Source organism: Ruegeria sp. CG4 (assembly GCF_056537185.1).
On the sequence record NZ_JBQFRB010000008.1, the window covers coordinates 60,643 to 81,797 of the forward strand.

Annotated in this window: 20 protein-coding genes and 1 pseudogene; 18 read left to right on the top strand and 3 right to left on the bottom strand. The window is 56.0% G+C overall.

Features of this window, described 5'->3' with window-relative positions:
- Window positions 1-25 precede the first annotated feature (25 nt).
- From ACR0J2_RS18380 to ACR0J2_RS18405, 6 genes and pseudogenes are all read left to right on the top strand, one after another.
- Window positions 26-1,135 (top strand): Fic family protein, encoded by a 1,110-nt coding sequence (locus ACR0J2_RS18380; RefSeq protein ID WP_171676503.1) that lies wholly within the window; start codon window positions 26-28, stop codon window positions 1,133-1,135.
- 244 nt (window positions 1,136-1,379) lie between these two features.
- Window positions 1,380-1,493 (top strand): annotated as a pseudogene (locus tag ACR0J2_RS18385) (IS6 family transposase); the annotation flags it as partial.
- Between the two features lie 81 nt (window positions 1,494-1,574).
- The gene (gene istA / locus ACR0J2_RS18390) at window positions 1,575-3,074 is read left to right on the top strand and encodes an IS21 family transposase (protein WP_171676561.1); all 1,500 of its coding nucleotides are present in this window, start codon (window positions 1,575-1,577) and stop codon (window positions 3,072-3,074) included.
- Entirely contained in the window at window positions 3,071-3,802 is a 732-nt protein-coding gene (istB, locus tag ACR0J2_RS18395) for an IS21-like element helper ATPase IstB (RefSeq protein WP_171676501.1), read from the top strand. Before istA ends, istB begins: the two co-directional genes overlap by 4 nt.
- 127 nt (window positions 3,803-3,929) lie before the next feature.
- Complete coding sequence (locus tag ACR0J2_RS18400; protein WP_171676454.1) at window positions 3,930-4,136, top strand: hypothetical protein; 207 nt, start codon at window positions 3,930-3,932, stop codon at window positions 4,134-4,136.
- A gap of 12 nt (window positions 4,137-4,148) precedes the next feature.
- Window positions 4,149-4,484: an ion channel gene (locus ACR0J2_RS18405; RefSeq protein ID WP_171676499.1), complete on the top strand. Its 336-nt coding sequence runs from the start codon at window positions 4,149-4,151 to the stop codon at window positions 4,482-4,484.
- Window positions 4,485-4,549: 65 nt separating this feature from the next.
- Here the strand turns inward: ACR0J2_RS18405 and ACR0J2_RS18410 are convergent, their stop codons facing one another.
- Entirely contained in the window at window positions 4,550-5,866 is a 1,317-nt protein-coding gene (locus ACR0J2_RS18410; RefSeq protein WP_171676497.1) for a tetratricopeptide repeat protein, read from the bottom strand.
- A 139-nt stretch (window positions 5,867-6,005) separates the two neighbouring features.
- Between ACR0J2_RS18410 and ACR0J2_RS18415 the strand changes: the two genes are divergently transcribed.
- The 5 genes from ACR0J2_RS18415 to ACR0J2_RS18435 all read left to right on the top strand — a co-directional run bounded on the left by ACR0J2_RS18415 (window position 6,006) and on the right by ACR0J2_RS18435 (window position 10,748).
- Window positions 6,006-6,269 (top strand): hypothetical protein, encoded by a 264-nt coding sequence (locus ACR0J2_RS18415; protein WP_171676495.1) that lies wholly within the window; start codon window positions 6,006-6,008, stop codon window positions 6,267-6,269.
- Window positions 6,270-6,285: 16 nt separating this feature from the next.
- Window positions 6,286-7,953 carry a sulfatase-like hydrolase/transferase gene (locus tag ACR0J2_RS18420; RefSeq protein ID WP_171676493.1) on the top strand — a complete coding sequence of 556 codons (1,668 nt, stop codon included), beginning with the start codon at window positions 6,286-6,288 and terminating at the stop codon, window positions 7,951-7,953.
- 95 nt (window positions 7,954-8,048) lie between these two features.
- A complete protein-coding gene (locus ACR0J2_RS18425) occupies window positions 8,049-8,780 on the top strand; it encodes a hypothetical protein (RefSeq protein ID WP_171676491.1) in 732 nt (243 codons plus the stop codon).
- 119 nt (window positions 8,781-8,899) lie between these two features.
- Window positions 8,900-10,009, top strand: a complete 1,110-nt coding sequence (locus ACR0J2_RS18430; RefSeq protein ID WP_171676489.1) for an HlyD family secretion protein — start codon at window positions 8,900-8,902, stop codon at window positions 10,007-10,009.
- An 82-nt stretch (window positions 10,010-10,091) separates the two neighbouring features.
- Window positions 10,092-10,748 (top strand): lipid-binding SYLF domain-containing protein, encoded by a 657-nt coding sequence (locus ACR0J2_RS18435; RefSeq protein ID WP_257601437.1) that lies wholly within the window; start codon window positions 10,092-10,094, stop codon window positions 10,746-10,748.
- Between the two features lie 362 nt (window positions 10,749-11,110).
- Here ACR0J2_RS18435 and ACR0J2_RS18440 read toward each other — a convergent pair whose 3' ends face one another.
- Window positions 11,111-12,022 carry a homocysteine S-methyltransferase family protein gene (locus tag ACR0J2_RS18440; protein ID WP_171676485.1) on the bottom strand — a complete coding sequence of 304 codons (912 nt, stop codon included), beginning with the start codon at window positions 12,020-12,022 and terminating at the stop codon, window positions 11,111-11,113.
- Between the two features lie 561 nt (window positions 12,023-12,583).
- On the opposite strand from ACR0J2_RS18440, the gene ACR0J2_RS18445 reads away from it, so the two are divergent.
- Both ACR0J2_RS18445 and ACR0J2_RS18450 read left to right on the top strand, forming a co-directional pair.
- Window positions 12,584-14,068, top strand: a complete 1,485-nt coding sequence (locus tag ACR0J2_RS18445; RefSeq protein WP_480813461.1) for an AMP-binding protein — start codon at window positions 12,584-12,586, stop codon at window positions 14,066-14,068.
- Window positions 14,069-14,164: 96 nt separating this feature from the next.
- Window positions 14,165-15,010: an MBL fold metallo-hydrolase gene (locus tag ACR0J2_RS18450; protein WP_171676481.1), complete on the top strand. Its 846-nt coding sequence runs from the start codon at window positions 14,165-14,167 to the stop codon at window positions 15,008-15,010.
- A gap of 926 nt (window positions 15,011-15,936) precedes the next feature.
- On the opposite strand, the gene ACR0J2_RS18455 is transcribed toward ACR0J2_RS18450, so the two are convergent.
- Complete coding sequence (locus tag ACR0J2_RS18455) at window positions 15,937-16,296, bottom strand: ArsR/SmtB family transcription factor (RefSeq protein ID WP_171676479.1); 360 nt, start codon at window positions 16,294-16,296, stop codon at window positions 15,937-15,939.
- A 93-nt stretch (window positions 16,297-16,389) separates the two neighbouring features.
- Here ACR0J2_RS18455 and ACR0J2_RS18460 point away from each other — a divergent pair, with 93 nt between their 5' ends.
- From ACR0J2_RS18460 to arsH, 5 genes are read left to right on the top strand one after another with little or no spacing between them, the layout of a single operon-like run.
- Window positions 16,390-17,391: a succinylglutamate desuccinylase/aspartoacylase family protein gene (locus ACR0J2_RS18460; RefSeq protein WP_171676477.1), complete on the top strand. Its 1,002-nt coding sequence runs from the start codon at window positions 16,390-16,392 to the stop codon at window positions 17,389-17,391.
- A gap of 1 nt (window position 17,392) precedes the next feature.
- A complete protein-coding gene (locus ACR0J2_RS18465; protein ID WP_171676475.1) occupies window positions 17,393-18,370 on the top strand; it encodes a threonine ammonia-lyase in 978 nt (325 codons plus the stop codon).
- The gene (locus ACR0J2_RS18470) at window positions 18,367-19,032 is read left to right on the top strand and encodes an aquaporin (protein WP_171676473.1); all 666 of its coding nucleotides are present in this window, start codon (window positions 18,367-18,369) and stop codon (window positions 19,030-19,032) included. The genes ACR0J2_RS18465 and ACR0J2_RS18470 overlap by 4 nt, the downstream gene beginning before the upstream one ends.
- Window positions 19,025-20,215, top strand: coding sequence for a MalY/PatB family protein (locus tag ACR0J2_RS18475; protein WP_171676471.1), 1,191 nt, complete (start codon window positions 19,025-19,027; stop codon window positions 20,213-20,215). The genes ACR0J2_RS18470 and ACR0J2_RS18475 overlap by 8 nt, the downstream gene beginning before the upstream one ends.
- A complete protein-coding gene (gene arsH / locus ACR0J2_RS18480) occupies window positions 20,212-20,922 on the top strand; it encodes an arsenical resistance protein ArsH (protein ID WP_171676469.1) in 711 nt (236 codons plus the stop codon). Before ACR0J2_RS18475 ends, arsH begins: the two co-directional genes overlap by 4 nt.
- Window positions 20,923-21,155 lie beyond the last annotated feature (233 nt).

The following is a 21,155-nucleotide window of genomic DNA, read 5'->3' on the forward strand; positions in this document are numbered from 1 at the left end:
ATAGAAAGGAAGCTTATACCTCACGATGTGGAACTGGCAGAACCATGATTGGCCGAATTTTCGTTACGACGCCGCAAGGCTCGAACCATACGAGCAACAGTTCCTGTTGTCCTCAGGGGAAGTTCTTGGAGCGGTTCATCATGTGAACACATCAGATCGAGATCAATTGCGTGTTGACTTGCTCAGCGAAGAAGCGATGAAAACCAGCGCGATCGAAGGTGAGATGCTGGATCGCCTCAGCGTGCAATCTTCCTTGCGCCGTCATCTTGGACTGGCTCCCGGCAGCTATCCATCCAAACCGCGGGAGCAGGGCGTTTCTGAAATGATGGTGGATGTTTATTCCAACTATTCAGAACCACTGTCACACGACACTTTGTTTCGGTGGCATGACATGCTTCTGTCCCATGACAGGCATCTGGAAACGATTGGAGCATACCGGAGCCACGAGGATGCGATGCAAATCGTCTCAGGCAGGATCGACCGCCCAACGGTGCATTTCGAAGCGCCACCTTCACATCAGGTTCCGGCTGAAATGGACCAGTTCGTAACCTGGTTCAACCGGACCGCACCAGATCGTCCCAAGCCCTTGCGCGCCCTGACCAGAGCCGGGTTGAGTCATCTGTATTTCGAAAGCATTCACCCCTTTGAGGACGGCAATGGCCGGTTGGGTAGGGCGCTGGCTGAAAAGTCCCTGGCACAAAACATTGGTCAGCCAAGCCTGATTGCGCTTGCTTTCACGATTGAGCGAGAGCTGAAGGCTTACTACGACCAGCTCGAACGCCACCAAAAGACACTGGACGTCACACCATGGCTCGTTTGGTTTGCCGGGACCGTTCTTACAGCGCAGCAGGTGACTCTTGAGCGGGTTGGGTTCTTCATATCCAAGACGCATTTCTATGACCGGCATCGCGATCAGTTCAACGCCCGCCAAGGCAAGGTAATTGCCCGGTTGTTCAAGGCTGGGCCGGATGGGTTCAAAGGGGGATTGAGTGCCGAGAACTATATCTCGATCACCGGAACGTCCCGCGCCACGGCGACGCGGGATCTCCAGAACCTGGTAGAGAAGGGCGCTTTGATCCGAACGGGTGAACTCCGGTACACGCGATATTGGTTAAAGCTAGATCGGGACGGGTAGGGGGCTGAAGTACGGCACGAAGGGCGGGATGCAGTCATTCGCTGCGTGTGCAACACGGCGACGGTGCGGTGAAACAAGCGGACGTTCAAGAAGTGTTGGGCGATAGCAAGAACCACATACGGTCAACGTGCCCTTTTCCTGACCAACCCAAATGCTTCAGGATCTGTTGCAAACTTTTGACTGTTGCCTCTCACTAGTGCTTCGAGTGAATGGAAATCGAAATATTGAAGTCGAAAGTTTGTTTATGATCTCTTTCAAAGGCGCACAGTATCCGAAAGATGTGATCCTCTTCGCAGTGTTCTTCTATGTCCGATACGGTGTGTCATATCGCGATCTGGAAGAGATCATGCATGAGCGATGTGAATCGGCATGCAAAATTGACCCACCTGTTTTCGTTAAGATCCGCACAAAAGTGCGGAGGAAAGAGCAGGTGTTATTGATGGAAAGCGTATCGAAGATCCGGCGATGGGTATTGGTTGAGGAACGCAGCATCCGGTCTGTTGCGCGGTCGACGGGATTATCACGGAACACGATCAAGAAGTATCTGAAGGATGAGAGCCCGCCGAGCTACCAGCGCCAGGCCCCGCCGGTTCGGCACAAACTTTGCAATGGGTTTGATCTCCGGCTTCAGGAGTTGTTCGATCAGGACCAGAAGCGACCACGCCGGGAGCGGCGGACGGCCCAGAAGCTCTATGAGCAACTCGTAACGGAGGGCTACACCGGGTCTTATTCCCCGGTTCAGCGCTTTGTGCGCGACCTGAAGCGGGCTGGCACTGGTTCGAGCGAAGCGTTTATTCCGCTGCATTTTGCGGCAGGTGATGCGTTGCAATTTGACTGGAGCGAAGAACGGGTTGTCCTGGGCGGTGTCGAGCAGAAGGTGAAGGTTGCCCATTTCCGCCTGTGTCACAGCCGCAAGCCCTTTGTCGTGGCTTATCCCGGCGAAGCCCAGGAGATGGTGCTGGATGCGTTCGTGCGGGCATTGGCGTTCTATGGCGGCGTGCCGCGCCGGGTGATCATCGACAATCCCAAAACGATGGTGACCTATGTCTCGCGCTCAAAGGACCGGATATTCCATCCCCGGTTCCTGGCCTTGATGAACCACTATGTGATGGAACCGGTGGCCTGTACACCCGCTGCGGGCTGGGAGAAGGGGCAGGTTGAGAACCAGGTCCAGTTTTTGCGCGGCCGGTTGTTTGTTCCCAAACCCGCCTTTGGTGATCTCGATGCGCTGAACGATTGGCTGCGCCTGCGCTGTGAAGAACTGGCAGAGCGCGCCCATCCCGAGCATCAGGATCGCACCATTGCAGAAATGTTCGAAGACGAGCGTGCTGAGCTGCGCCCTCTGGGCCGGGCATTTGATGGATACGTGGAGAAGACCGTCCGCGTCCGCTCCACCTGCCTGGTTCAATTTGCCAGCAATCGATACAGTGTGCCCTCCCGGTTCGCCGGACAACATGTGTCGCTGCGCGCCTATGCTGGCCGGATCGTGCTGGCGTCGGGCCAAGAAGTCATCGCCGAGCACAAACGTCGCTTCACTCGCAATGTCAGCTATTTTGAGCCATGGCATTACGTGCCGCTGCTGGATCGCAAGCCCGGCGCCCTGCGCGACGGCGCCCCCTTTGTGGACTGGCAACTGCCCGAGGCCATGCATCGGATCAGGGAGCATTACATGGCCGGCAAAGGCGGGGATCGGGAGTTCGTCGATTTGCTTCTGCTGGCCCAGGATCACGGAATCGAGGTGGTCGAGACGGCTTGCGAACTGGCGGTGGAACAAAACACCTTGCGCCTTCCTGCCATCATCAACCTGATCAACCAGTTGGTAGAACCGGTCATCACACCGCTCAACGACGCCTATACCTATCCGCAACTAACCTTGCGGCCCGAGGCCGATTGCAAGCGCTATGAGATGCTGTGCTCAGCTGAGGAGGCGGCCGCATGAACGCCCTCATCGACCAACTGACTACCTTGAGGCTGCATGGAATGGCAGCTTGCGCCCATGATTTGCTGTCCGCGCGCAAGCCACCAAGTCTGACCACAGCGATAAAGCAACTGATCGACGCCGAGACTGTAGAACGCCGGGTGCGCTCCATCCAGTATCAAATGCGGATCGCGAAGTTCCCCCATCACAAGGACTTCGCCACCTTCGATTACGGTGCGGCCGCGGTTACCCAGAGCCAGATCGAACCGTTCTGCACAGGCCAGTTCACCGACGAGGCGCATAACCTCATTCTGGTGGGCGGAACCGGCACGGGCAAAACCCACATCGCCATCGCGCTTGGAACCACCCTGATCAACAACGGCAAGAAGGCCCGTTTCTTCAACGCCGTCGACCTGATCAATGCGCTGATCAAGGAACAGGCCGAGGGCAATGCCGGGAAGATCATCCGGCAGCTCTCCGCCCTGGACTGCGTCATCATCGACGAGTTGGGCTACATCCCGTTCCCCAAGTCCGGCGGTGCGTTGCTGTTCCATCTGATCAGCAAGCTCTATGAGAAGACCAGTGTCATCATCACCACCAACCTGGAGTTCGGCGAATGGGTCTCGGTCTTCGGCGATGCCAAGATGACAACCGCGCTTCTGGATCGCGTAACCCATCACTGCGCAATCATCGAGACAGGCAACACGTCATACCGGTTCGCACAGAGCAAGCGGCGCAGAAAAACATAAACGTCGCGCAAGCAAAGCCCCCAGACGGACTCGCTATATGAGGGCGGCCCGCCTGGGGGCTTTGCGCCACATAGGGTGGGTCAAATTTAAATGCTGAAACCGGGTCAGTTTTGAACGCTCATTGACAATGCTGTTTGAGACCAGCCCTCAGGCACAGGTTCTGGTGCCGTTGGTTGCAGCTGTTGCGTTTGGCCTTTTGGCATCCACTTTGCTGGTCATCTTCGTGTTCCCAACGGCGCTCGGAATTTACTTCGACATTGTGGATGTCAAAAAATGGCAGGCCAACAGACAAAAACGCGATGAACACGAACCGGCAGCTGTTTCAGTCTCATAGGCGAATAGCGGTATGGTTCGTAACTTTCTGTTCAACTACCTTGGCCTGTTTCGCGCTCTCGCGGGCGCATTGACGGATGTCCGGTCTTTGCACTTGCTTGCCATGTCGGCATCATTGGTGTTCGTCAGCACGAGCTTCTACGTTTTGGTCGAAGGTTGGAGCATTCTGGATGCGGCCTATTTCTCTGTCGTCACCATGTCGACCGTTGGATATGGGGATATCGCGCCAACCACGGCAATGGGCAAGGTTTTCACCATGATCTTCACTGTCGCCGGGATCGGGATTTTTGTTGCAACGATAACGACGGTAGCCTCGATTTTTGTGGGGAACTTCAAAGTCCGAAAGTAGCCAGAACTTGCGGGAGGATTAGCAAAATTTATGTAAATCCTCTGCTCGATCGAATTGCCGACGCTTCACTGACTCCACCCAGCTTTGCGCAATTGGTTCATCAAGCTCTCAGCGTCTTCGGGATCGCGAAATAGCCGAAACATGAACTCCTCAATGCGGCTGTTCGGCCAGGCTTTTTGGTATTCCTGAACGCGTTTTTGCGCTTCTGCCGTTCTCCCGGACGCCTGTAGTGAAGCAATCAGATGCGCTGTGTTAATCTCGCTGACTGGTTCACCAGAAGCTGCTGCATCCATCAGGTGGTCAATCGAATCCTCATAGTTCCCCAGATAATAACTGGCGTTGCCAAGAACATTGCGCCAGGGGAACCGCGATCCCTGACGGTTTTCATGAATTTTAGGATCAGAACTCGCGACGGCTCTTTCAAAGTCGCCTGAGAAGAACGCAATGATTGCGTCAAATTCCAGAACGATCAGATCATTTGGATTCAATTCCACCGCGCGCACCGACAACCTGTTTGCTTCATCAAAATCCCTCTCAAACATCAATAGCGCGGCCATGGCCGACTGGCTCCACGCCTCTGATGGTGCCAAACGCATCGCCTCTTCCGCATAGAGCCGGGCTTGCACCAGCATTTGATCGCGATCCGGACCTTCAGGAGCTAAACCTCCGAAGAACGTAGCCGCTTGTGCCGCCCCGGCATAACCACCGAAATAATCCGGTTTCAGTTCGATCGCTTTTTCGAACAGTGTCAGGGCCGCCAATAGTCGTGTTGGTTGAGTGGCTGGAAACAGCATCGAACGGGCATCTTCCGCGATATTTCGGGCCTGCAACGCCGCGGGGGAGGTTTCGAACAAAACCGCGCGCTCAACCTGGTTGCGCTGATCCGGATCGAAACTGGTTGGCTGGGTTGTTTTGTCTGTCCGAAAACCAAAGAAGACGGCCGCAAATCCCACAAAAAGAACAACGATCGCGCCTACGACAATGCCCAACTGGGGTGCAGACGACGCTTCGATCTGCGATTTCTCTGGTGGTACGTTGGTTTCGAAATGAGGTGCGTACCCGCCCTTTGCGACATGGATGCGAAGCGGGTCCTGCGCGCCTTCTTCCAGATAATACACATCCAGCCTGCGCCGCAGGCGGCCAGCGTCGACGCGCACGACATTTGCAGTCGCGATGTCTTTTTCGGATCGGCGTCCATAAACGTCCTGCGCGATCCGTTTTCCAAGAATTTTGTCGCCTCGACCCTCTAAGCTCTCGACAACAATGTAACGCAGAAATTCCTGCAGTCGGTCAGCACCAGCGAACACCTCGCTGGACAAGACACGATCTAACGCGTCCCGCACATCTGTTTCGCTAGATACTCCTGAGGATACGTCCTGCATCTTGGTCCGAGGGTCTCCAGAATTTAGATTTAAATTCATCCGCTTACAGCAGCGTGTAACCGTTACATGCCGTTAAACCATATATCTAAACAACTGCGTGAATTAGGCAAGTTCTACGCGGCGCAACCGGAGTTTCGCGATGGAGATTGAAGAGCTGTGGACCGCAGGACTGTCGGAATGCTTCACCGGAGAATTTGACAGTGTTCGTGCACTGTTTTTAAGCGATCAGAACTTTGCCGAGATGTGCCGGGATTTTGTCGAGATACACAAGCTGAGCGTGTTGGCAGATGCACAGGATCCGCATGTGCACGAGTGCCTGACAGGGCTGAAAGAAGAAATACTCTCGCACTATTCAGACGCAAACGATCGAAGGTACCCCTTGAAGCACTTGAAAATGAATTGAGATCAACGGAGAGACTATGAAACTGACCAACCTCGCAATAGTTCCCTTGATGCTTGCAGCACATCCGCTGCTTGCGCAGGAGGAGCCCATCATCCACGATTCAGAATATTACATTCTGCTCTCGGAGCACGGTGATCAATGGGCCGAAGATGACGCAGCCGTGGACGCTCGGCTGGCGGAATTTCGTGAGAAGAACGGTGGCAAACCCCCGAACATCATCAACATTCTGATCGATGATCTGGGTTTTGGTGACATGGGAATTCCCGAGCTCAACGCACTCCGTGGATATGAGACGCCCAACATCAATGACTTCTCGGACGAAGCTTTGCGCATGGTGCGCATGTATACCGAACCATCCTGTACACCAACAAGGGTCGCACAGATGACCGGCCGTCTGCCGGTGCGCATCGGCATGGGTGACACCGCCGTTGACATCGCCGGATTTGGCCTGCCGGGGAGCGAGAAGATCCTGCCCGAAGTTCTGAAAGATGCGGGTTATGCCACCAGCCATATCGGCAAGTGGCACATGGGCGACATCCCCGAAAGCTGGGCCATGAACAACGGGTTCGACTACGCCCAGATGGCCGTGCACCAACAAGGTCAGCTAACCATTTTCAATGACGATGCCATCCACGAAGGTGTGTCTGTTGGCAATGCTGACTATGTGCCGGCCTATACGATCGACAGCAACTTCCGACCTGATGCCTCGGCCATGATGACCACGATCGAAGGTGAAGCTGGTGGCCCGATCCGCGAGATCCGCATGGAACCGGGCGAGCGCTGGAATGCGTTGAAATACAACGAAATGAACCAGGCCTTCCAGGACAAAGCCATGGAAGAGCTGGCGCGTCTGGCAGGTGGCGAAGAGCCATTCTTCTTGCAATACTGGCCGCTTCTGCCGCTGGACAACACCCGCGCTGGCCGTGATGGTCCTCAATCACCGAACGGTGGTCTATATGCGGACAAGATGCAGCTAGTGGACGAATGGCTGGGTGCGATGTTCGACTCGATGGAAGAACTGGGCGTTGCCGACAACACCATCGTCGTTGTGATGGGCGACAACGGTCACTTTACCAAGTATTCGCCGGAATCCGGTTACACGCCGATGATCTTCCGCGGTGGTAAAGCCGACACGACCGAAGGTGGCGTACGCACCGACGCGTTCATTCGCTGGCCCGGCATGATCGAAGCGGATGGCCTGCTCAATAGCATCGTTCACGTATCGGACATGTACACGACGCTGGCCCGGTTTGCCGGTGCTGATCAGTTCATCCCGAGGGACCGTCTGGTTGACGGTGTCGACCAATCCGCTGCGCTTCTCTTTAGCGATGAGCAGAAAGCACGCCGTGACCACGTGATCATCTATGCCGACACAAAGCCCGAAGCGATCGTCAAGGACCAGCTCAAGCTGCAACTGCCTCCTCCGGGTAAAAATCCGATCGTCGCCAAGTTCTTCAACCTGTACCACGACACACGCGAAGAACATTCAGTATCAACGGAAGTAGGGGCCTGGGGTGGTCAGGAATTTGTGCGAATCTTGAATCGCCACGTGGCACGCAAAGAGCTCTATCCCGATACACCGCCGGCCTTCGGGATGCCTTACGAGGGGGTTGAGAACATTCGGCCCGAAACACAAGCTGCCGTAGATGCGTTTATCGTTCGTAAGGAATCTCCGAACCAGTAAACGGTAGCGGCGGTCCGGTATCCGGGCCGCCGTATTCAAATGAAATTTCAGTAAAATCATGCAAAGGCATTAGACCTGAGAAAGGGAGCCACGCCTTGAGGAATATTACGACTACAACAGCTTTGGCCACAGCGCTGGCTTTTGTTGGGACGGCCACGTTCGCCGAACAAGATAAATGGGATTTTCGGGCATTTATTTACCTCTGGGCCCCTGAGCTAAGTGGAACGACCGTCACCGGCCAGGACATGACCTTGAGTTTCTCGGATCTGCTGGACAATCTGGACTTTGGCCTCATGGGGGCGCTGGAAGCCAACAAAGGTCCGATATCCATCTTGGGTGACTTTCAGTATCTTGATCTGAGTTCAGATCAGGATGCCGCTGTTGGTCCCGGTATCCCAGCGACCGCTGATGCCAGTGTCACCGGGTTCGTGTTCACGGGGTCGGCGGGATACGATTTCAGGCACGCTTACCCAGGTCAACTTGTCGGCTATGGCGGGTTTCGCTACCTCGACCTGGACACGACAGCGAACTTGTCCGTCGGTGCTGGGTCGCAGAGGGTTTCCGGCTCCATTTCAAACTTTGATGCAATTGTCGGTGTGCGTGGTGTGCAGCCGCTGGCCGACAAATGGGCGCTCTCTTTCATTGCCGATGTGGGGGCGGGTGAAAGTGACCTGACCTGGCAGGCTGGGGTGACCTTCGATTACCGGATCAACAATTGGGATCTGAGCTTCGGCTACCGCCACCTTGCATGGGAAATCGGCAACTCCGATGTCGTGAGCGATCTGTCATTCTCTGGCCCGATCGTCGGGGCCAAGTTTGCATTCTGAGCACTCGTGGAGAGTGCTAATACTCTGAGTTCTGTGAAGGCACAGAACATCTCAAGCCGCCTGACGGTGCGGAAAACACCGTCGCTGAGATCACTGGTTATCCCAAAGGGGCATGAAATATGCTAATCGTTCTGGCACTTTATTTCGGCTTGGCCTGGCTTGTGTTCTCTAAGCTCCACCTGCTGCCTTGGAATGCCATCTCAAAGACGGTTGTCTACGGGGGCGCGGTAGTGATCGCTCTGGTCGTGATCGGGGCCTTGAACCACACCACACCAAGCGGCACAGCGTCGGTTCAAGGCGCGGTAATCAGCATAGCTCCAAATGTTTCCGGTCCAGTGACCGAGGTTGCCGTCGAACCCAACCAGCCTGTGTCAGAAGGTGAAGTCCTGTTCCGGATCGATGATACGGAACAAGCCGCTGAAGTGGCGCGGCTTGAGGCATCTTTGTCCTCAGCGCAAGCCTCAGCGGATCAGCTGATACACGATCTCGAAGCAGCTGAGGCTGATATTGCCTCTCTCGAAGCACAGCTGGAATTTGGAATTGCACGCCGCGATGACATCATCCGCCTTGCGGACCGGGGCGCATCATCAGAGTTCAAATTGCAGGAGGCAATTTCTACGATTGAGCAACTAGAGGCTGGATTACGGGCCGCCAAAGCGCGCAAGGCAGGTCTTGAACGGCGCATTGCGGCACAAGTGGACGGCGTTGATGTCGGTGTCGTAGAAGTTGAAAACATGCTGGCACAAGCACGTTGGGCGTTGGAGCAGACCGTTGTTCGCGCCCCTGCAGATGGCTTGGTGACGGGCTTATCTTTGCGCCCGGGAAACCGTGTTACGACGCTGCAAGGCGCAATAAACTTCGTTGTGCCGGACGACCGGGTTCTGATTGCCACGCTTCCCTTGAGCAGTCTGCAAAACGTATCCGCAGGGGACAAGATTCGCATCGCAATGCGCAGCGCGCCGGGACAGGAGTTCGAAACAACCATACGGGACATACCTCCGGCAACCAGCGAAGGGGCTTTGGACACCCGAAGCGGTTTGCCCTCGCTGGGCGAACTTGCCGGGTCCGCGGCCTATATCGTGATCGCCGACATTCCGACCGATCTGAACGAAAAGACAACCAAATTGGGCGCATCTGGAACAGCGCTTGTGATTACCGAAGGCGCAGGGGCGATTTCGGCGTTGGCGGAAATCCTGTTCTGGATCACAAAGAAGATGAACTATCTTTGACACCAACTGGCCGAGTTTTTGGCGGGAACGGCTCTGGTATTGAGTGCTTGATACGTCTGCAGAACTATATGAGGGGGAGAATATGCGACGTGCTAAACTAATCGTTGGAATTGCGATAGCTGGGTTTGTGCTTCTGTCAGCGGACTATGCTGTGCATGCACAAAATCTACTCGACAAAGTCACAGAGGGCGTCTCGGGCGCTGCTAAAAAGGTTGGAGATGTCGCGGAGACAACAGGGGAAGCTGTCATCGACACAACTGGGAATTCGACTGCGTCTGAGATCGACAGTGGAGTGAATGTAGCGCTTGAACAGCTTTATTCGAGTTCATCTGAAGCCAAAGACCTGTCAGAAAAATCGGTAGCGATCCTGGTTTTTCCAAAGATTACCAAGGGGGGCCTGATGGTTGGTGGTCAATTTGGTGAGGGAGCGATGCGAGAAAATGGCAGCACGACCGGGTACTACAGCATTGCAGGCGCTTCATACGGGTTTCAGGCGGGTGTTCAGCAATTTTCCTATGCCATGTTTTTCCTGGATGACGCGGCGCTGGAATACTTCCGCAACAATGATGGTTGGGAAGCAGGTACCGGTCCGACTTTGGTGGGCGGCGATCAGGGGTGGTCAGCTTCGATGGGAACAAATGACCTGCAAGGCGACATCGTGCCAATTGTGTTCGGGCAAGAAGGCCTGATGGCCGGCACAAGCCTCCAAGGGACAAAAATCACCAAAATCGAAAAGTGAAAGTAGCGCAATGTGCATCGAGCTTAGTTTGGCAACGCCTTAGCTGATGTAGTGAAAGACGCAGGACAAATGCTAGGCGAAAAACTGTGATTGGGTCGGAGTTGGACCCCGGTTAGAGCTTTTACTATGGCGGAAGGCAAGTGTTTATTGCGAAACGAAAGCTCGCCTCGTACCGCAGACTGTGAGTTCGACCTTGACCAGATTTTTCGATTGCGGCGAATGACTACCAAGCGGGCTGCGTCCGCAGCATCGCGACCCGCCGCTGGACGCCGGCTCTGGGTCCGATCTCCTAACAAGTTGTGGAAAGAAATCACGGTATCACCTTAGATTTCAGCGCTATCGCTCAGATTGAACGAAGTTGGCTACGCCAATTCGCTGGCCATCGATTTCAGGTGGCGCATGTCGGTGCCGCAGCACCCTCCAAATACTTGAATCGACGGATTCTGCTGCGCAATCGCGGCAATCTGTTTGCCAAGCTCAATTGGATCGCCTTCGTCCAGCTCATCTGCTTCGTCAAGTTCCGCATGCGAGCAACTCGAAGCGTTTGCCACCATGCCTTTAAGTCGGGGGTGGTTGCCAAGCGCTCCGGCGAAATGGGTCGGATGAGCGCAGTTGACCATAAAAAACAGCGCCGCCGAGTCGGTTGCATCGTCGATCTGATCAATTCCGTCCACAAGTTTGGTCCCGTCCGCAAGACACCCGTCCGTTTCGACAACCAGAGACATGATGATCGGCAGATCTGCGTCTCGGGCAGCGAGGATGCATCCCGCAGCCTCACTTGGACGGTTGAACGTATAAGCGGTGACCAGGTCGACGCTTGTGTCTTTCAGGCTGTGCATTTGAGCGGCGTGGTATTGGCGTGCATCTTCGACCGTCACCGGAGGGATGTCGGCGTAAGGGTCATAGCGCGGGCCGATACAGGCCGACACCAGTACATCATCGCGAGCGGCAGCCTGGCGCACCTCCTCCATTAGACTGACCGCATCTTTGTTCACCTCAACGAGCCGGTCTGTATCGTACCCCAACGGCGCTGCCCGATCGGCGTTCGCCATCCATGTGGGTGCATCAAGGATGCATCCGACACTCATTTCATGGGCGAGATCGACAAGTGCCTCCATTTGACCGGCCAGTATTGCCCTGGTGCCAGGTTCTTCCAGCAATGGAAACGATGCGAAACCGGGTAAATCAACGCCATGATTGAATATCAGGTCGGTGCCAGTGCCGGCATAAACCAAAAAGGTTTTGTCACCTTCGAGCGGGAACTGTCGCGCCATTCTGATCCACACCTATTGACGTCAAGTCTTCATAGATACCTACATTGTCTCGGATCTCTTGTGAACCTTAGGGCGGCGACAGGGTGTCTTCCGCGAGCATGACCTCATCTTCCCGGGCAACTCGCTACTGCAGCGAGTGTCCCCTTTGGCGGACCGCACCGCGGAGTCATCAAGCCATTGCCAATGGTCGATTTGGGCCGACTGCGCAGGGTATCAGAACAGAGGTGTTGTGGATGCGGCACCGCTTCCGAGGTCGGCCTCTCGAACCCAAACCGGGCTTTGGTATGGGACTAATGGACCGCTCGTGGTGCACTTACGTTCGCGTAATCTCCAACGTGGAAATTCGACCCATTTGAGTGCAAGGTAACTGAAGGGCTGCATTTGGAGGAATGCGTTTTGATGGGATCGAATTCTGACTCTGGGACTCCTCGAGACTACTCCAAAACGGCCGAGAACTTTGACCTGGACCTTGCAAAGTCCTTCTTTTCAGGCAGTTTTAGCGACGGGATCAATGCATGCGTAGAATGTTGTGACGCCCATTTGCAGGGCAATCCCCTGGCTTTGAACTGGATTGCATTGGACGGGCACCATGAGACACGCAGCTTTGTAGAGTTGCGCGACGAAGCTGCGCGTTTTGCCAACTTGCTGAAGAAACAAGGCATCCAACCCGGCGACATTGTGGCGGGTCTGTTGCCGCGGACCCCGGATCTCGTGACAGTTGTTCTCGGCGCCCTCCGGGTTGGTGCGGCCTATCAGCCCTTGTTTACAAAGGCCATTCAGGATCGTTTGACCATGAGCGGTGCGAAGCTGGTTGTCACTGACGCCGCGAACCGCAAAAAGCTTGGCGGAGTGGAAGATTGCCCGCCAATCGCGACTATCGCAAACACCCCGCAAGAGCTTGTTGCCGGAGACATTGATTACCGCCGGACAATGGCAGCGCTATCGTCGGAGTTCGCCCCAGTTTTGCGGAACGGCGATGATCTGATGTTCATGATGGCGACCTCTGGAACTACAGGCCCCGCAAAAGGAGTGCCCGTGCCCCTAAAGGCTCTGACTGCTTTTCGATCTTACATGGTCGAGGGGATTGGCCTGCAGCATGAGGATGTTTTCTGGAACATTGCAGATCCGGGCTGGGCCTATGGTCTCTACTATGCAGTGATCGGCCCGCTCCAATTGGGTCATGCAACCACTCTGGTCGAAGGGCCATTCACTGTGGACAGTACATATGACGTGATTTCGAAATTGGGCGTGACCAACTTTGCAGGCGCGCCCACTGCGTTTCGACTAATCATCGCCGCCGGAACCGAACGCGCGTCACAGCTGCGCAATCAGATCCGCTGCATCAGCAGCGCGGGAGAGCCATTGAACCCCGAAGTCATCCGCTGGTTCAAGTCCGAACTGAATGCGCCGATCAAAGATCATTATGGGCAGACCGAAACGGGTATGCTGGTGAATAACCATCACGGGCTCGAACATCCGGTTCGTCCGGGATCGGCAGGCTATGTGATGCCGGGATACAGGGTCGAGGTTTTGGCTGAGGATGGCAGCATTGCCGATCTCAATGAGCCAGGTCAATTGGCCGTCAACATTGCGGAGTCACCTCTCTTGTTCTTTGGCGGCTACCTGAACAAGGGCAACAAGTCGATCGAAAACGGATACTATCTTACTGGGGACACGGTGGAGCGGGATGAAGACGGCTGTATCACGTTTGTTGGTCGGAACGACGACGTTATCACCTCTTCGGGTTATCGCATCGGACCGTTTGACGTTGAAAGCGCTCTGATTCAACATCCCTCTGTGACGGAAACGGCGGTCGTAGGCGTTCCTGACAAGGAGCGGACCGAAATAGTGAAAGCGGTGGTCGTACTGGCGGAGGGCAAAGAAGGTACTGACCAGTTGGCTGAAGAGCTGAAGGAGTATGTCAAACAGCGCCTTTCTGCGCACGCCTATCCTCGGCTTATCGAATTTGTCAAAGAACTGCCAAAGACACCCAGCGGCAAAATTCAGAGGTTTCTGCTTCGACAAGCAAGTGTCGGCGCCACGTGATCGAGCCTATCGGATACAAGCTACGTTGTTTAACGGCATGGCAAATCTGCTGGGCAGAGAATGGCGGTTTCAGCATAGTAAGAAAGGACACCAGTCATGTTGTGCAAAGTAGGTGATGTTGAAGTCTGGCGTATTCTGGAAATCCATGCTCCTTTTCTGACTGCGGAAGAGTTGTTTCCCACTGCGGGGCCAGATGTCCGGGCTATTGTCGAAGCGCATGTTCCCGGCGGTGTTTGTGTGCAATCCGGGCAGCTGATCCTGCCGATTCAGGGTTTTCTGCTGAAAACACCCACGCATAACGTCCTGGTCGACAGTTGCGTCGGCAATGACAAAACTCTGCCGCGGCGACCCGACTGGCACAAGCGATCAAGCCAGCGATTTATCGCAAGCCTTACGGCGGCAGGGCTGGATGTGGGGGATGTCGATTATGTTCTGTGTACCCATCTGCACGCCGATCATGTCGGCTGGAACACGCGCCTCGAGGACGGGCGCTGGGTTCCGACCTTTCCGAATGCGCGCTATCTGATGCCTGCGGCAGACGAGGTCTATCAACGCGAGGATAACAGCGATCTCTACATCGAAAGCGTTCTGCCCGTCGTCGAAGCCGGGCAGGCGGAACTGGTGGAGACCGGACACAAGCTTGGCGACCATGTCACTCTGATCCCCACGCCAGGCCATACACCCGGCCATGTCTCGGTCGAAATCACCAGTGGTGACCGGCGCGCTCTGATTACCGGTGATGCAATCCATACAACCGCCCAGTGCTGGCATCCCGAGTGGCATTTTACGTTTGATTCCGATGCTGAGATGGCCGTGACATCCCGTCGGAAACTGTTGGAAAGCGCCTCGGAAACAGGATGTATTGTGCTGGGAAACCACTTCGCTTTGCCGTCTATTGGTCGGGTGAAGGCGGACAACGACGCGTTTCGCTGGGAGGACTAGCCCAGATTGTATTTTGATGTACGCGGGTCTGTTGTCGGATGGAGGCTGACGTGAAAGTTTGACGCGCTCCTCAGCTTACAGGCAATGATCGGCTAAACTAAATCTCGAACCCATTAGGCTATGTCACATTCCCTTGAATTCTTGTTTCACAAGCTTTCTCTATTCACCATTTTGTGAAAGCCTGAGGCGGTTATGAGTGACAGAGTGTGCAATTTTCAGAAAACAGTGGTTCTTTCTGAACTCCAATCAGCTCTCTTGGGCGGAATTTGTCATCACTGTGAGGTGACAAGTTCGGAACTGGCCAAGCGTGGAGAGGTGCTGGAAATATGTGGTCAAGAGTACTGTTTCGATTATGAAACCGGTGTGTCCACGGAGACTGAAATTTTGTTGTGCCCCGGCTGTCACGAGGCAAACCATCTGGACGCGCAGCAACAACATAACCCTTGCCACATCTCTGCAAGACGCAGCCGAGAAGAAGTGAACTACTCGCCAGGCTCTTGAGACGAATGATTGGAAGAACGGTAGCTGGTTCATTTTCGGTAGTCCGCCAGGCCGAGATCGTCCCACACCCAAATGAAATCAAAGTCTGCAAAAGGAGAGCCGGTCTGGCGCGCGTTGCGGTTTTCGATTGTCTGTCAACCGCGGTGAGAAAATCGGCCACGGGGCAGAGCAAAAGTCGGCCACTGTTGGGGTGACCGGCGCCTTATCGCACCAATACTGATCGTAGCCGCGTTGATCATCGGCGAGTTCAAGCCTTGAAATGGTCTTGTCAGAAGAACTTGCGTTGAGGCGGGCAGGGGGTATGAGCAATCATAGAAATCAAAAATGCTGCGCCCTTCACGAATGGCTGCTCTTGGGAAGCCAGCCAGTGAATTCTGGAGGATGGCCAATGTCGGCTCTGGGCCGTCCAAGTAAGGCCGGGCTACTCACATATCTATTTGGTCTGAAACGCCTTCGTCTCCGGCGCTAAGCAACGTCAGAATGTCCTGGCAGTTATCTATACGTCCACCGCAGCAGTCCGCCAGGAGAAAGCCGACGACGCCGTTGATCGCAGGTAGATGTGCAGCGTAGCGGATTTCACGTTGGTTACGGGTGCTTGTCAACAAACCGGCGCGTTTGAGGATGGCAAGATGGCCTGATAGTGTCGAAGGCTTCGCATCGAGCTGCTCTGCAATTGTCAGCGCGGGAACACCATTGGGCGACGCTTTCACTAAAAGCCGAAACGCAGCCAATCGTGTCGGATGGGCGAGAGCGGCAAAGGTGTCGATAGCGGAGTTTTGGTCCATAATTCGTCAATGCCCGAAATATCGAAGCTTGACCAGTGGGCAAGACTGCAATACCCCAAAAGCCAATTCGGCAATCGCCGAAATGAGGGGCGCATGAGCGGAACATCGATCACATCGGAAGTTGATTTTGAGGCGATGGGCAAACAGCAGGGCTACCTGCGGGTGCCGCATTCGGTCCATCGCTCCGCCTATGGGTGGATCCCGTTGCCGATCACTGTCCTGCGCAATGATGACGGACCGACACTGGTTGTTTCAGCCGGCGTGCATGGAGACGAATACGAGGGCCAGATCGCGGTGGCCAACCTTGCGCGCCAGCTCGACGCGTCCGATATCCGCGGACGGCTGATCTTGCTGCCGATGGTGAATCTTCCGGCCGCAGAGGCCGGTTGCCGAGTGTCCCCAATCGATGATGGCAACCTGAACCGGCTTTATCCGGGTGATCCGAAGGGAACGCCCTCTGAAATGATTGCGCACTATCATGAGGAGGTAATCCTGCCCTTGGCTGACTACGCGGTCGATCTGCATTCCGGCGGATCGTCTCTGATCTATCCCTCCACCGTTCTGCGAGGTCCGTCCCATTCGCCGGAAGAAGAACAGGGTTTGTCGCTGCTGACTGAGGCCTTCGATCTGCCTTATGCGTGGGTGTTTACCAGTGGCGGTGGAAAAGACAGTTCAGCGCGGACGGCCATGGGGGCTGCCAACCGTAAGGGCGTCGTCAATGTCATGGCGGAACTTGGTGGCGGCAACTGCGTAACGCCGGACATTCTGCGCCAAACAGAGAGGGGGCTGCGACGGATCCTGCACGCCCTTGGTATGTTGCCTGGCCATGAACCCGATGAAGCGCAGGGCACACGTGCGCTCAATGCGAAGGGCTCTGTTTACGCCTACGACGCAGGCCTGTTCGAGCCGCTGAAAACCATCGGCGACGCTGTCGTCTTTGGCGAGGTCATCGCGCGGATCCATCATCCCGAAACTCCGGGCCGCGCCCCGGATGAGGTTACATCGCCCTACGACGGCATCGTTCTGGCGAAGCGCGCCATGGCACAGGTCAGGCGTGGTGATGCGCTCTATCAAATCGCGGCGGAGGCGGGTTGATATGGGGCGGCATCCGGTATCCCTCAGTGACATGCGCGAGGCAGCGACCGCCTTGGACGGCGTGGTGAGCCGCACGCCGCTGCTGGAAAACCCGGATGTGAACGCGATGCTCGGAGGGCGTCTGCTGCTCAAGGCCGAGAATATGCAGCGCACCGGAGCTTTCAAAATCAGAGGTGCCTATCATCGGCTTTTGAACCTGACGGATGAGGAGCGGGCGAGGGGCGCGGTGTCCTATTCCTCCGGCAACCACGCGCTCGGGCTGGCGCAGGCGGCCGCGATCATGGGAACCTCGGCAGTGATCGTCATGCCGTCGGACGCGCCCGAGGCCAAGCAAGCCGCCGTCCGGGCCATGGGGGCCGAGATCGCAACCTATGACCGCGACACACAGGACAGCGCGGATGTTGTGGCGCAGATCATCGCCAATACTGGGCGGATTGAAGTTCCCCCGAGTGCGCACCCGCAAATCCTGGCCGGGGCGGGAACCGCTGCTTTGGAAATTATTGAGGCCGCGGGCGGGCCGATTGATGCAGTCCTAATCCCCTGCGGCGGCGGCGGGCTCACGGCGGCGACGGCTGTGGTCATGGCAGAGGCCTCACCCGGAACCGAAGTCTTTGCCGCCGAACCAACGCTTTTCGATGATACGCGCCGCTCGCTCTCAACGGGCAAACGCGTGCCGAACCCAAAAGGCCAGCGAACCATCTGTGACGCGATCATGACGCCGATCCCCGGCGAGATGACGTTTGCCATCAATCGCGACCTTCTGGCCGGTGGCGTGACCGCCACGGATGACGAGGTACGGGGCGCTATGCGCTTTGCGTATCAGCAATTCAAGATCGTGACAGAGCCCGGCGCGGTGGTGGGTCTGGCCGCCATTCTAAACGGACAGGTGCCGATTGAGAACCGCACCGTCGCGACCGTGATCACGGGTGGCAATATCGACCCCCTGCGCTTTGCACAGCTTTTGGAGACACCCCAATGACCCTTGATCGCCGCCTGATGGCCGAATGGCTCGGCACCTTTTCCCTGCTCGCGACAGTCGTCGGTTCCGGCATCATGGCCGAACGACTGGCAGGCGGCAACGTGGCGGTAGCCCTGTTGGGCAACACGATCCCCACCGGAGCGATCCTCGTTGTGCTGATCACCGTGTTCGGGCCTATCTCGGGTGCGCACTTTAATCCTGCCGTGACGCTGTCCTTTGCCTTGCGGCGCGAGATCGCCCCAAAAGAAGCCACTCTCTATGTCATGGCGCAGATCTTCGGAGGCATCATAGGCGTGCTCGCGGCGCACGTCATGTTCGAACACCCGTTGATTGATGCCTCTACGACAGCGCGGACGGGCATTGGCCAATGGGCGGGCGAATTCGTTGCGACCTTTGGTCTGATTGGCACAATCCTTGCCTGCATCAAGGCGCGCCCTCAGGCGGTGCCGATGGCCGTTGGGCTATATATAACGGCGGCTTACTGGTTCACGTCTTCTACCTCTTTCGCCAACCCTGCCGTCACCATCGCGCGCGGGTTCTCGAACACTTTCGCTGGAATTGCGCCGGGAGACGTCGCCGCTTTCATTGCGATGCAGCTGGTCGCGGCTGTCCTCGCGACATGGTTCTTCCGCTGGATGCTTGAGGACGCGTCCGATGGCTGAGTTTGACTTTGATGAAGTGATCGACCGGCGCGTGGTTCCCGGTTTGAAGCACCATAAGATGGTACTGGGCGAGGACGGGATGGATCTATTTCCGGCAGGTGTCGCTGATATGGATTACCGCGTAGCCCCTTGCATCACTGATGCAATGGCAGAACGCGCCGCGCACGGCGTGTTCGGATACGAAACCGTGCCGGATGGCTTGATACCTGCGTTAACCGGCTGGCTGGAAAGCCGACATGGCTGGATAGTCGATCCCGCCCATATCCTGCGCTCGCCGAACATACTCAATGCGCTCTCCATGGCCGCGAACCTGTTCACCGAAGTGGGTGACGGGATTATCGTGCAGCCGCCCGTCTTCTTCGATTTTGCGGATATCATCGCCGAGAACGGCCGCGTTCTGGTCGAGAACCCTCTGATCCTGGAAGACGGTCGCTACCATATGGATTTTGATGGGCTGGAGCGGGCCGCGTGCGATCCACGGGCGCGCATGCTCTTTCTGTGTAACCCGCACAATCCAGTGGGCCGTGTCTGGACCCGAGATGAGCTTGCCCGGCTGGGTGACATCTGCCGCCGCCATAGTGTTCTTGTTGTCGCGGACGAGATACATGGCGACATCACCTTTCCCGGCCATGCTTATACGCCTTTTGCCAACGTGTCAGAGGCGGATGCTCGCAACGCAATCATCTGCCTGTCGCCCGCCAAGAGTTTCAATATCGCCGCGTGCTGTTTGGCCTTCACAATCGTCCCTGATGAGGCCCGCCGACAGGCCTTTCAGGCCGAAAATAGCCGCCTCACGGTCAATAAAAACAACGCCTTTGCCTCTGTCGCCATGCAGGCGGCCTACGCCGAGGGTGGCCCATGGCTGGACGCTGCAAACCGGTACATTTTGGGCAACCTCGCTCTCGTGCGCACCCGTATCGCAAAGCTACAAGAGGTAAAGTTGATCGAGCCAGACGGCACGTTTCTGCTTTGGCTCGATTTCAGGAAACTGGGCCTCAAGCCGGATGAGCTAACAGCCGTTCTTCGCGAAAAGGCCGGTTGGGCAATTACGCGAGGCATCGTTTTTGGCCCTCAAGGGGCTGGATTTGGCCGCATGAACATTGCTTGCCCAAGAAGTAAACTTATCGCGGCGTTGGAGACTCTGGAACGCGCAATGGCCGAGCACCGAAAGGACGCAACATGACCGACACGCCTCAGTTGTCCGAAGATCATTTCCAGCCATTCGCCAACGACCGGTTGTTTGCCGAAAAACGATCAACTCATGGACCGCGTATCTTGTTACTCTACGGCTCGCTCAGGCAGCGATCCTTCAGCCGACTAATGACCGAGGAAGCCGCACGTGTTTTGGAACGGCTTGGTGCGGAACCTCGCAGCTTTGATCCGTCCGGACTGCCGCTGCCGGACGATGCCGACGCCGACCACCCGAAAGTGCAGGAACTACGAGATCTCGTCACGTGGAGCGAGGGCATGGTCTGGTGTTCTCCAGAACGCCACGGTGCCATGACCGGTATCATGAAGTCCCAGATTGACTGGATACCACTGTCCATTGGCGCAGTGCGCCCGACACAAGGCAAGACACTGGCGGTCATGCAGGTCTGTGGCGGCTCGCAAAGCTTCAACGCCGTCAATCAGCTTCGCGTTTTGGGGCGCTGGATGCGGTGCCTGACTATCCCGAACCAATCTTCGGTTCCGAAAGCGTTTCAACAGTTTGGCGACGACGACAGAATGAAGCCGTCCTCATATTACGACCGCATGGTCGATGTGATGGAAGAACTGGTGAAGTTCACGTTGCTGACCCGCGACGTGTCTTCTTACCTCGTTGATCGCTACAGCGAACGAAAAGAAACAGGCGAAGCGCTGATCGCGCGGGTCAACAGAACTGCAAGTTGATTTGCTACCTAAGACAGCAACCAAAGTCCGCTTTGGTGAAGCTGCGCCGCGGCATTAGCCCGTCCGCTCAAGGTCTGGTTCGGGCCGCAGCATTCCGCTGACACGAGTTGGAGAAAACAGCTGTATTGAGCCCCGAGCTTGCCTTCAAAGCGATGCGATATTTGCTGGCTTAGAAGTTTCGCTTCAACGGTGCTGAGATTGCGGCGTCGTCCGCTTGTCGCCTGAGACATAGC

Coding starts and splice junctions, on each gene's coding strand:
- ACR0J2_RS18400 (WP_171676454.1), top strand. CDS start 3,930: ATGCTGTTTGAGACCAGCCCTCAGGCACAGGTTCTGGTGCCGTTGGTT.
- arsH (WP_171676469.1), top strand. CDS start 20,212: ATGACCGACACGCCTCAGTTGTCCGAAGATCATTTCCAGCCATTCGCC.
- istA (WP_171676561.1), top strand. CDS start 1,575: ATGGAAAGCGTATCGAAGATCCGGCGATGGGTATTGGTTGAGGAACGC.
- istB (WP_171676501.1), top strand. CDS start 3,071: ATGAACGCCCTCATCGACCAACTGACTACCTTGAGGCTGCATGGAATG.
- ACR0J2_RS18430 (WP_171676489.1), top strand. CDS start 8,900: ATGCTAATCGTTCTGGCACTTTATTTCGGCTTGGCCTGGCTTGTGTTC.
- ACR0J2_RS18460 (WP_171676477.1), top strand. CDS start 16,390: ATGAGCGGAACATCGATCACATCGGAAGTTGATTTTGAGGCGATGGGC.
- ACR0J2_RS18420 (WP_171676493.1), top strand. CDS start 6,286: ATGAAACTGACCAACCTCGCAATAGTTCCCTTGATGCTTGCAGCACAT.
- ACR0J2_RS18465 (WP_171676475.1), top strand. CDS start 17,393: ATGGGGCGGCATCCGGTATCCCTCAGTGACATGCGCGAGGCAGCGACC.
- ACR0J2_RS18450 (WP_171676481.1), top strand. CDS start 14,165: ATGTTGTGCAAAGTAGGTGATGTTGAAGTCTGGCGTATTCTGGAAATC.
- ACR0J2_RS18405 (WP_171676499.1), top strand. CDS start 4,149: ATGGTTCGTAACTTTCTGTTCAACTACCTTGGCCTGTTTCGCGCTCTC.
- ACR0J2_RS18475 (WP_171676471.1), top strand. CDS start 19,025: ATGGCTGAGTTTGACTTTGATGAAGTGATCGACCGGCGCGTGGTTCCC.
- ACR0J2_RS18435 (WP_257601437.1), top strand. CDS start 10,092: ATGCGACGTGCTAAACTAATCGTTGGAATTGCGATAGCTGGGTTTGTG.
- ACR0J2_RS18415 (WP_171676495.1), top strand. CDS start 6,006: ATGGAGATTGAAGAGCTGTGGACCGCAGGACTGTCGGAATGCTTCACC.
- ACR0J2_RS18380 (WP_171676503.1), top strand. CDS start 26: ATGTGGAACTGGCAGAACCATGATTGGCCGAATTTTCGTTACGACGCC.
- ACR0J2_RS18440 (WP_171676485.1), bottom strand. CDS start 12,022: ATGGCGCGACAGTTCCCGCTCGAAGGTGACAAAACCTTTTTGGTTTAT.
- ACR0J2_RS18410 (WP_171676497.1), bottom strand. CDS start 5,866: ATGCAGGACGTATCCTCAGGAGTATCTAGCGAAACAGATGTGCGGGAC.
- ACR0J2_RS18455 (WP_171676479.1), bottom strand. CDS start 16,296: ATGGACCAAAACTCCGCTATCGACACCTTTGCCGCTCTCGCCCATCCG.
- ACR0J2_RS18470 (WP_171676473.1), top strand. CDS start 18,367: ATGACCCTTGATCGCCGCCTGATGGCCGAATGGCTCGGCACCTTTTCC.